8 protein-coding genes are annotated in these 9707 nt (G+C 74.3%); 4 read left to right on the forward strand and 4 right to left on the reverse strand.

What is annotated here, in order from left to right; translation table 11 throughout:
- Positions 1-102: 102 nt before the first annotated feature.
- From E4P41_RS13655 to ilvA, 3 genes are all read right to left on the reverse strand, one after another.
- Positions 103-912, reverse strand: a complete 810-nt coding sequence (locus E4P41_RS13655; RefSeq protein ID WP_135141794.1) for an ABC transporter permease — start codon at positions 910-912, stop codon at positions 103-105.
- Positions 909-1913 (reverse strand): ATP-binding cassette domain-containing protein, encoded by a 1005-nt coding sequence (locus E4P41_RS13660; RefSeq protein ID WP_135141795.1) that lies wholly within the window; start codon positions 1911-1913, stop codon positions 909-911. Before E4P41_RS13660 ends, E4P41_RS13655 begins: the two co-directional genes overlap by 4 nt.
- 121 nt (positions 1914-2034) lie before the next feature.
- Positions 2035-3273 carry a threonine ammonia-lyase gene (gene ilvA / locus E4P41_RS13665; protein ID WP_135141796.1) on the reverse strand — a complete coding sequence of 413 codons (1239 nt, stop codon included), beginning with the start codon at positions 3271-3273 and terminating at the stop codon, positions 2035-2037.
- Between the two features lie 85 nt (positions 3274-3358).
- On the opposite strand from ilvA, the gene E4P41_RS13670 reads away from it, so the two are divergent.
- From E4P41_RS13670 to E4P41_RS13680, 3 genes are read left to right on the forward strand one after another with little or no spacing between them, the layout of a single operon-like run.
- The gene (locus E4P41_RS13670) at positions 3359-4828 is read left to right on the forward strand and encodes a sigma 54-interacting transcriptional regulator (protein ID WP_245177333.1); all 1470 of its coding nucleotides are present in this window, start codon (positions 3359-3361) and stop codon (positions 4826-4828) included.
- Complete coding sequence (locus E4P41_RS13675; RefSeq protein WP_135141798.1) at positions 4825-6840, forward strand: VWA domain-containing protein; 2016 nt, start codon at positions 4825-4827, stop codon at positions 6838-6840. The genes E4P41_RS13670 and E4P41_RS13675 overlap by 4 nt, the downstream gene beginning before the upstream one ends.
- 5 nt (positions 6841-6845) lie before the next feature.
- A complete protein-coding gene (locus E4P41_RS13680) occupies positions 6846-7304 on the forward strand; it encodes a GNAT family N-acetyltransferase (RefSeq protein ID WP_245177334.1) in 459 nt (152 codons plus the stop codon).
- 9 nt (positions 7305-7313) lie between these two features.
- Here the strand turns inward: E4P41_RS13680 and E4P41_RS13685 are convergent, their stop codons facing one another.
- Positions 7314-8675 (reverse strand): DUF2252 domain-containing protein, encoded by a 1362-nt coding sequence (locus E4P41_RS13685; RefSeq protein ID WP_209307713.1) that lies wholly within the window; start codon positions 8673-8675, stop codon positions 7314-7316.
- A gap of 69 nt (positions 8676-8744) precedes the next feature.
- Between E4P41_RS13685 and E4P41_RS13690 the strand changes: the two genes are divergently transcribed.
- On the forward strand, positions 8745-9707 hold a 963-nt coding region (locus E4P41_RS13690; RefSeq protein WP_209307714.1), incomplete at its 3' end, for an SGNH/GDSL hydrolase family protein.

Consider the following 9707-nt stretch of genomic DNA (forward strand, 5'->3'; position numbering starts at 1 on the left):
TCCTACCGGACCGCACCGCGGCCAAGACCGCCCCTGACCGCCGCTGAGCCGCTGCCCGTGTCCCGGTCGGGAGACCCTCCGGGCCCCCGCGACCGGCCCACATCACCTGGTGGAGGTGCGCTGGTAGAGCCGGACCGACAGCGGCACGAAGACGGCCAGGATGAGCGCCGTCCAGATCACCGTGTAGAGCACCGGGTTCTGCAGCGACCACACGTCGGGCACCGTCGCTCCGGGCACGGTGTTGCCGAACAGCTCGCGTGCCGCCTGCACCACCGCGGACACCGGGTTCCACTCCGCGAAGGTGCGCAGCACCGGCGGGAAGGTCTCCAGCGGGACGAAGGTGTTGGCCACGAACGTCAGCGGGAAGATCACGATGAAGCTGGCGTTGTTGACCACCTCCGGCGTGCGCACCAGCAGCCCGACCACCGCCATCAGCCACGAGATCGCGTAGGCGAACACCAGCAGCACGAGGAAGCCGGCGACCGCCTCGCCGAAGGACGAGTTGATCCGCCAGCCGACGACGAGGCCGGTCAGCGCCATGACCGCGATCGAGATGGCGTTGAGGCCGAGGTCGGCCACGGTGCGCCCGACCAGCACCGCCGAGCGGGCCATCGGCAGCGACCGGAACCGGTCGATGAGGCCTTTCTGCAGGTCCTCGGCGATGCTCGCGCCGGTCGTGGTCGAGCCGAAGACCACCGTCTGCGCGAAGATCCCGGGCAGCAGGAACTCCGCGTAGGAGATGCCCGGCGGCAGCCCGCCGATCGCACCGCCGAACACGTAGCGGAACAGCAGCACGAACATGATCGGCGACAGGGTGGCGAAGACGATCAAATCCGGCACCCGCCTGACCTTGATCAGGTTGCGGCGGGTGATCGTCAACCCGTCGGACACCGCCGCACCGAACGCGGTCACGCCGCCCCCTCCCCTGCGCCCACCGGCGTCCGGTCGCCGGCCTGCTCGTTCTCCGACCCGTCCTCGGCGGCATGGCCGGTGAGGGTGAGGAACACGTCGTCGAGATCGGGCCGGCGCAGCCCCACGTCGAGGACCTCCACGCCGCTGCCGGCCAGCAGCCGCAGCGCCTCGGCCAGGTCGTCGGTGCCGCCACTGACCGGCAGGGAGAGCCGCCGCGTCGACTCGTCGAGCCGCGGTTCGTCGATCGCGAGTGGGCGCAGCCGGTGGGCCGCCTCGCCGACGTCGGCCGCGTCGCGGAGGGTCAGCTCCAGCCGCTGCCCTCCCACCTGGGCCTTGAGCTCGTCGGCGGTGCCACGGGCGATGACCCGCCCCCGGTCGATGACCACCATCCGGTCGGCCAGCCGGTCGGCCTCCTCCAGGTACTGCGTGGTCAGCAGGATCGTCGTCCCGCCGTCGGCGAGGTCGGCGATGAACTCCCACATGCCCAGCCGGCTGCGCGGGTCCAGCCCCGTCGTCGGCTCGTCGAGGAAGAGCACTCGTGGGCGGGCGATGAGCGAGGCGGCGATGTCCAGCCGTCGGCGCATGCCACCCGAGTAGGTCTTGGCCGGCCGGTCGGCCGCCCCGGTGAGGTCGAAGCGCTCCAGCAGCTCACCGGCCCGCGCCCGCGCCTCCCGCCGGCCAAGCCGGTACAACCGGCCGACCATCTCGAGGTTCTCGAACCCGGTGAGGTACTCGTCGACGGCGGCGTACTGGCCGGTCAGCCCGATCGCGGAACGCACCGCGCCGGCGTCGTCCACCACGTCGAGGCCGACCACCTGCGCCCGTCCCGCGTCGGCCCGCAGCAGGGTGGTGAGGATCCGCACCACCGTCGTCTTGCCCGCGCCGTTGGGACCGAGCAGCCCGAGGACGGAGCCCTCGGCCACGGTCAGGTCCACCCCGTCGAGGGCCGTGGTGGTGCCGAAGCGCTTCACCAGACCCTCGACGACTACCGCGTCGGTCATGAGCGGCACGCTAGGCCCCGGGGGGGACGCTTTCCGACCGGTTTTCCACCCGACGCCGACCCCGGCCCCCTCCCGGGCACCGCCCCGAGCGTGCGAGGGGTGGGGAGAAGGGGGTCCTTGCTCAACCGGCGCTCGCCGCATATCCCGCCCGGCCCAGCCGGGCGAGCACCTCCTCGGCGTGCTCGGGCCCGCGGGTCTCGAGGACGACGAAGACCTCCACCTCGCCCAGGCCCAGCCGGGTCGCCGTCCGCTCGTGCTCGACCTCGAGCACGTTGGCCCCGGCCGCGGCCAGCTCGCCCAGCACCCCCGCCAGCGACCCCGGCCGGTCGGGCACCCGCAGTCGCAACGAGAGGTAGCGCCCGGCGGCGGCCATGCCGTGCTGCACCACCTTGAGCAGCAGCACCGGGTCGATGTTGCCGCCGGAGACGACCGCGACCAGCGGCGGCTCGAAGGCGGCCGGCTCGGCGAGCACGGCGGCGACCGCGGCGACACCGGCCGGCTCGACGACGAGCTTGGCCCGCTCCAGGCAGAACAGCAGCGCCTGGGAGAGGTCCTCCTCGCTGACCGTGCGCACCTCGTCCACGAGGTCGCGGACGTGCGCGAAGGTGAGCTCGCCGGGCGCGCCGACGGCGATGCCGTCGGCCATCGTCGACATCCCTGACAGCGGCACCGGGCGACCGGCGGCCAGCGACCCGGGGAACGCGGCGGCCGCCGCGGCCTGCACCCCGACGACGCGGACGGCGGGACGGCGGGCCCGCACCGCCGCCGCGATTCCCGACACCAGACCCCCGCCGCCGGTCCCCACCACGACGGTGGCGACGTCAGGGCACTGGTCGAGGATCTCCAGCCCGACCGTCCCCTGCCCGGCGATGACGTGGGGGTGGTCGAACGGGTGGATGAAGATCGCGCCGGTGCGCTCCGCGTGCTGTGACGCCGCGGCCAGGGCGTCGGTGAGGTCGTGCCCGCCCAGCCGGGCGTCAGCGCCGTAGCCGCGGGTGGCCGCCACCTTGGGCAGCGGCGCCGTCTCGGGCATGAACACCGTGGCCCGGATGCCCAGCAGCTGCGCGGCCAGCGCGACGCCCTGGGCGTGGTTGCCCGCACTCGCGGCGACGACGCCGCGGGCCCGCTCCTCGGCCGACAGCCGGGCCAGCCGGGTGTAGGCGCCGCGGATCTTGAACGAGCCGGCGCGCTGCAGGTTCTCGCACTTGAGCCAGACGGGACCGCCGACCCGCTCGGCCAGCGCACGTGAATGCTCCAGCGGCGTGCGCCGGACGACGCCGTCGATCAGCTCCGCCGCGGCCTCGACGTCCGCACCGCCGACCCGGGCCACCTCGTCGCGCCCCGCCGCGCCAGCCACCATGCCGGTGATCCTCGCAGGGGAGGAGCCCAGGTGGCATCGGCCGGACGGGTGCCCGTGTCGCCGCCCGCGTCGTACCGTGGCTGGGGTGACGGACCCCGGCGTTCCCGCCTCCGCTCCCCCCGCCCCCACGACCCTGGGCGAGCTCCGCGACAGCGGGGCCGTCTTCCGGCCGGTCAAGGCCGAGATCCGCGCCAACCTGCTCGCCCGCCTCGGTGCCGGCGAGCCCAGCCTGCCGGGCATCGTGGGCTTCGAGGACACCGTCGTGCCCGAGGTCGAGCGCGCCCTCATCGCCGGCCACGACCTCGTCCTCCTCGGCGAGCGCGGCCAGGGCAAGACCCGGCTGATCCGCACGCTGGTCGGGCTGCTCGACGAGTGGACGCCGGTCCTCACCGGCAGCGAGCTCAACGAGCACCCGCTGCAGCCGATCAGCGTGTGGGCGCACCGCCAGATCGCCGAGCACGGCGACGCGACCCCGGTCGGCTGGCTGCACCGCAGCGACCGTTTCGGCGAGAAGCTGGCCACCCCGGACACCAGCGTCGGCGACCTGATCGGGGACGTCGACCCGATCAAGGTCGCCGAGGGCCGCACGCTGGGCGACCCGGAGACCGTGCACTACGGCCTGGTGCCGCGCACCAACCGCGGCATCTTCAGCGTCAACGAGCTGCCCGACCTGGCCGAGCGCATCCAGGTGGCGCTGCTCAACGTGCTCGAGGAGCGCGACATCCAGATCCGCGGCTACCGGGTGCGGCTGCCGCTGGACCTGCTGCTGGTCGCCAGCGCCAACCCGGAGGACTACACCAACCGCGGCCGGATCATCACCCCGCTCAAGGACCGCTTCGGCGCCGAGGTGCGCACCCACTACCCGATCGAGCTGGCCGACGAGGTCCGGCTGCTGCACCAGGAGGCCGACACCGCCTGGCTGGGCGGTGACGGCCAGGGGCGGGGTCACCTGGAGCGCCCCCTGGTCCCCGAGCACCTGGTGGAGATCGTCGCCCGCTTCACCCGGCTGGTCCGCGACTCCAACCACGTCGACCAGCGCTCCGGCGTCAGCGCCCGCTTCGCGATCGCCGGCCTGGAGACGGTCGCCGCGTCCGCCGTCCGCCGGGCCGCCGTCGCCGGGGAGACCCGGCCGGTCGCCCGCGTCGTCGACCTGCCCAGCGTGGTCCCGGCCAGCCGGGGCAAGGTCGAGTTCGCCGACTCCGGCGCCGACCCGGACGACGAGCGGGAGCTGGAGATCCTCGAGCACCTGCTCCGGCAGGCGACCGCGCAGACCTTCCGGGCCCGCTGCGCCGGGCTGGACCTGACCGGCCTGCAGGAGCACTTCACCGGCGGGGAGACCGTCGAGTCCGGCGAGCTGGTGCCGGCCGCCGCGCTGCTGGGCCAGCTGGGCACCATCCCGAGACTCGCCGAGCTGCTGGGGCGCCTGGGCGTGCCGGAGGGCGAGCAGTCGGCCGAGCAGGCCGCCGCCGCGGTGGAGTTCGCCCTCGAGGGGCTCTATCTCACCCGCCGGCTGGCCAAGGACACCGACGGCCCGCGCACGGTCTACGGGTCGTGAGCAGATCGCGCCCCGGGCGGGGCTACCGGTACGGCCGCTGGCGCGGCGGGCCCGACCCGCTGGCGCCGCCCTACGACCTGGGCAGCGCGGTCGACGAGATCGGCGACTCGGTGCTCGGCGGCAGCGGCGTCCGGGAGGCGCTGCGCGAGCTGCTGCGCCGCGGCATGGACGGCCGGCGCGGCCTGGACGAGTTGCGCCGGTCGGTCCGCGAGCGGCTGCGGCAGACCCGCAACGCGGGGCGGATGGACGGCACGCTCCAGGAGGTCCGCGAGCTGCTGGACCGGGCGGTCGAGGCCGAGCGGCGGGAGCTGTTCCCCGACCCGGACGACATGGCCCGGCTCAAGGAGGCCGAGCTCGACGCGCTGCCCGACGACACCGCGGGCGCCGTCCGGGCGCTCAAGGAGTACGACTGGCGCTCGGCCGAGGCGCGGGCCGCCTACGAGCAGATCCAGGACCTGCTGCGCCGGGAGGTGCTCGACAGCTCGTTCGCCTCGATGAAGCAGGCGCTGCAGAACGCCACCGAGGGCGACGTGCAGGCGGTCAAGGACATGGTCGCCGATCTCTCGCAGCTCGTCGACGCGCACAACCGCGGCGAGGACACCGGCGAGCGGTTCCGCGAGTTCATGGAGAAGCACGGCCGGTTCTTCCCCGACGACCCGCAGTCGGTCGAGGAGCTGATCGACTCCCTCGCCCGCCGGGCCGCCGCGCAGGAGCGGATGATGGCCGGCCTCTCGCCCGAGCAGCGGGCCGAGCTGGGCGATCTGATGGCCCAGACGATGCAGGACATGGGCCTGGCCAGCGAGATGACCCATCTGCAGGACGCGCTGCGCCAGGCCCGGCCCGACCTGCCCTGGGGGCAGCGCGGGCAGGTGCCCGGTGGTGAGCAGGCCCTCGGCCTGGGCGACGCCACCAGCGCGGTCGCCGAGCTGGCCGACCTGGAGGCGCTGTCCAACCAGCTCTCCCAGGGCTACGCCGGTGCCTCGCTGGCCGACGTCGACGAGGAGCTGCTCGAGCGGGCGCTGGGCCGGCCCGCCGTCGACGACCTCGCCGCGCTTCGCCGGCTGGAGCGCGAGCTGGAGCGGCAGGGCTACCTCGACCGCTCCGACGGCCGGCTCGAGCTCTCCCCCAAGGCGGTCCGCCGGCTCGGGGCGACCGCGCTGCGCCGGGTGTTCGCCCAGCTCGACGCCACCGGCCGCGGCGAGCACGACGTCGCCGACGCCGGGGCGGCCGGGGACCTGACCGGCAGCTCACGGGAGTGGCGGTTCGGTGACGAGCAGCCGCTGGACGTCGTCCGCACGGTGAAGAACGCCGTCCTGCGCACCGCGCACGAGCCACGTCGTCGGGCCCACCCCACCACCCCCGGCACGACCGGCGACCGGCACGTGCGCATCGCCGTCGAGGACTTCGAGGTCGTCGAGACCGAGCGGCGCACCGGCGCGGCCGTCGCGCTGCTGGTCGACCTGTCGTACTCGATGGCGCTGCGCGGCACGTGGGGGGCGGCGAAGTCGACGGCGATGGCGCTGCACTCGCTGGTGACCACCCGGTTCCCGCAGGACGCCATCCAGATCATCGGCTTCTCCTCCACCGCACAGGTGCTGCGGCCGGAGACCCTCGCCGAGCTGAGCGTGGACACGCTGCAGGGCACCAACCTGCAGCACGGACTGATGCTGGCCCGGCGCTTTCTCGCCCGGCACCGGGACGCCGAGCCGGTGGTGCTGGTGGTCACCGACGGCGAGCCGACCGCCCACCTGGAGGACGACGGCACGCCGTTCTTCTGCTGGCCCCCGATGCCCGAGACGATCGCCCGCACCGTGGCCGAGGTGGAGCGGGTGGCCCGGTCCGGGGCGACGATGAACGTCTTCGCCCTCGACCCCGAGCCCGGGCTGGTGCACTTCGTCCACGACATCACCCAGCGGGCCGGCGGCCGGGTCTTCACTCCCGACAGCGAGCGGCTCGGCGAGTACGTGGTCGCCGACTACCTCCGCACCCGCCGGGGGCGTCGGGCACGCTGAGGCCCGTGAACAGCACCGCCGTCACCGTCGAGGAGGTCGGCCTCGACGTCGTCCTGCCGCTGCGCAGCGCCGTCCTGCGCGGTGGTGGCCCGGCCGGCATGCCGGGGGACGACGACCCGGCGACGGTCCACCTCGCCGCGCGCACCGCGGACGGCGCGGTCGCCGGCGTGGCCCGCCTCTCGCCCGCGCCCTGCCCCTGGCGGTACGCCCACGCCCCGTGGCAGCTGCGCGGCATGGCCACCGATCCGGCGGCCCGCGGCACCGGGGTGGGCCGGCTGCTGCTCGACGCCGCCCTGGCGCTCGTGGTGGCGCGGGGTGGCGACCTCGTGTGGTGCGACGCCCGCACGACCGCGGCCGGCTTCTACGAGCGGAGGGGCTTCACCGTGGTCACCGGCCCCTACGAGAAGCCGGGCATCGGTCCACACCTCGGCATGGTCATCGACGTGAGCGGAGTCGCTGGGTGACGGTTTCCGTCACCCAGCGACTCCGCTCACCGGGTGCGTCCCGCTCGAGCTGATCCCGGGGATGGCGCCGGCGCGGAAGGCGTCGACGAAGAGCCGGAAGTCGTCCTGCGTCCGGCGGGCGTAGGAGTGCGCGAAGTCGACCAGGTCGGAGACGAACTCCTCCCGCCGGTCCCCGACCAGCTCGGTGATCGCCTCCTCGGTCTGGAACGGCACCAGGGTGTGGTCGCTGTCGGCGTCCCCGACGCAGTGCATCTTCGCCGTCGCCCGGCCCAGCTGGACCATCACCGGGGCGATCTCCTCCGGTTCGGTGAGGTCGTCCCAGTCCAGGTCGACCTCGTAGGGCGACAGCTCCTGGACGACGAAGCCCACCCCGTCGATCTCGGTGTGCCCGAGGAACTGGGAGGCGTTGGCCTGCAGCGCCCGCTGGGACGTCGCCGTCCGGTGCCCCTCGTGCTCGAAGAAGCCGCGGATCTCCGGGTCGCGCACGACCCGGCTGGGCGCCGGGACGTTGCCCTGCTTGAGCGAGAGGACGACGTCGTTCTCCAGCGCCTGGTCGTAGCCCTCCAGCAGGACGGTGTAGGCGGGCAGCCCGGCGCTGCCGATGCCGAAGCCGCCGGTGCCGACGACGTCCTTCACGTCGTAGGCGACGTCGCGGCGCCGCCGGGGCGGGAAGACGGTCTCCCGATAACGCTCGAGGGCGGCCAGCACCCGGTCGCGCTCGGTGTCGTCGAGCCGGCGGGTGCGCGGGCCCTCGGCGAAGCGCCGCTGGAAGTCCTCGACGAGGGTGAGCCGGTCCAGCAGGGCCAGCCGGCTGCGGGCGCTGGTCCGCAGGATGACGTCGTGGACGGCGCCCTCGGTGTTCTCCCGGACCAGCGCGAACGACCGGTCGTCGTCCAGGCGGGTGAAGGCGCGCACCTGGTCGAGGTAGGCCTCCAGGTAGCCCCGCAGGAGGTCGGAGATCACCTCGTCGCCGAACGCCTTGCGCCAGGCCAGCAGGGCGAAGCTGGCGGCGAAACGGCGCAGGTCCCAGCTGACGTGGCCGAGGTAGGCCTCGTCGAAGTCGTTGACGTCGAAGACGATCCGCCCGGCGCCGTCCATGTAGGTGCCGAAGTTCTCCGCGTGCAGGTCGCCCTGGATCCACACCCGGCTGGTGCGCTCGTCGCACCAGCGGTCCTCCAACCCCGCCATGTCGGCGTAGAAGAGACACGCGGTGCCCCGGTAGAAGGCGAACGGGTCGGCCGCCATCTTGCGGAACTTGGTGCGGAAGGCGTCCGCGTCTGCGGTCATCAGCTCGGAGAAGGCATCGACCAGCACGTCGACGATCTGCTGCGCCCGGTCACCGTCGGTGACCCCTGCGAGGGATTCAGCCACGGACCGACCGTAGGCGGCGGTTAGCCTGCAGGAACAGGCGCACCACACAACCGGAGGACGATGACGGCGGTGACTCGAGCGAGCGCGGCATGGCGGCTGGCCACGGGCGCTGCCTACGGCGGCGGGGGGCTGGGCCTGGCCGGCGCCGGCATGGTCGCCGTGCTCCGCCAGCAGGCCCGCTCCGCCCGGCGCCGGGTGGAGTCGCGCACCGTCACGGCCACCCCACCGTCGGGTGACGGGATGTACGGCCGCGCGCGCGGCCGACCGATCGTCCTCGCCGTCCTCGGTGACTCCACCGCGGCCGGCCTCGGCGTCGAGCGCGCCGCGCAGACCCCGGGCGTGCTGCTCGCCGCGGCCCTGGCCGAGCTGGCCGAGCGGCCGGTCCGGCTGGTGCGGCTGGCGGTCTCCGGTGCGCGGTCGGGGCAGCTCGAGGCCCAGGTCGACCGCGCCCTGCACGAGCGCCCGGACGTCGCCCTGATCATGATCGGTGCCAACGACGTGACCAGCCGCACCGCCCCCGCGGTCTCGGTACGGCACCTGCGCGACGCGGTGCAGCGGCTCACCGAGGCCGGGACGCAGGTCGTCGTCGGCACCTGCCCGGACCTCGGCACGATCCGCCCGATCGGTCAGCCGCTGCGGCTGCTGGCCCGCCGCTGGAGCCGGCAGCTGGCCGCCGCGCAGACCATCGCCGTCGTCGAGGCCGGGGGGCGCACCGTGTCGCTCGGCTCGGTGCTCGGGCCGACCTTCGCGGAGGACTCCGGCCTGTTCAGCGCCGACGAGTTCCACCCGAGCGCGGCCGGGTACGCCGCCGCGGCCGCCGTCCTCCTGCCGTCGATCGCGGACTCGCTCGGTGTCTGGCCCGCCGTCGCCGACCGGGGGCTGCGCAACCTGCGCCGCGACACCGTCCGCCCGGTGTCCCGGCCCCAGGTCATGGTGCCCAGGGCCAGGCGCGAGATCACCAGCCCGCTGCGCCCGAGCGCGCGTTGTTCCACGGGAGGCCAACCTACCGGCGGGCCGAGCCCCGCCGGATCA

Source organism: Geodermatophilus sp. DF01-2, from assembly GCF_004571065.1.
Classification (GTDB): Bacteria; Actinomycetota; Actinomycetes; order Mycobacteriales; family Geodermatophilaceae; genus Geodermatophilus.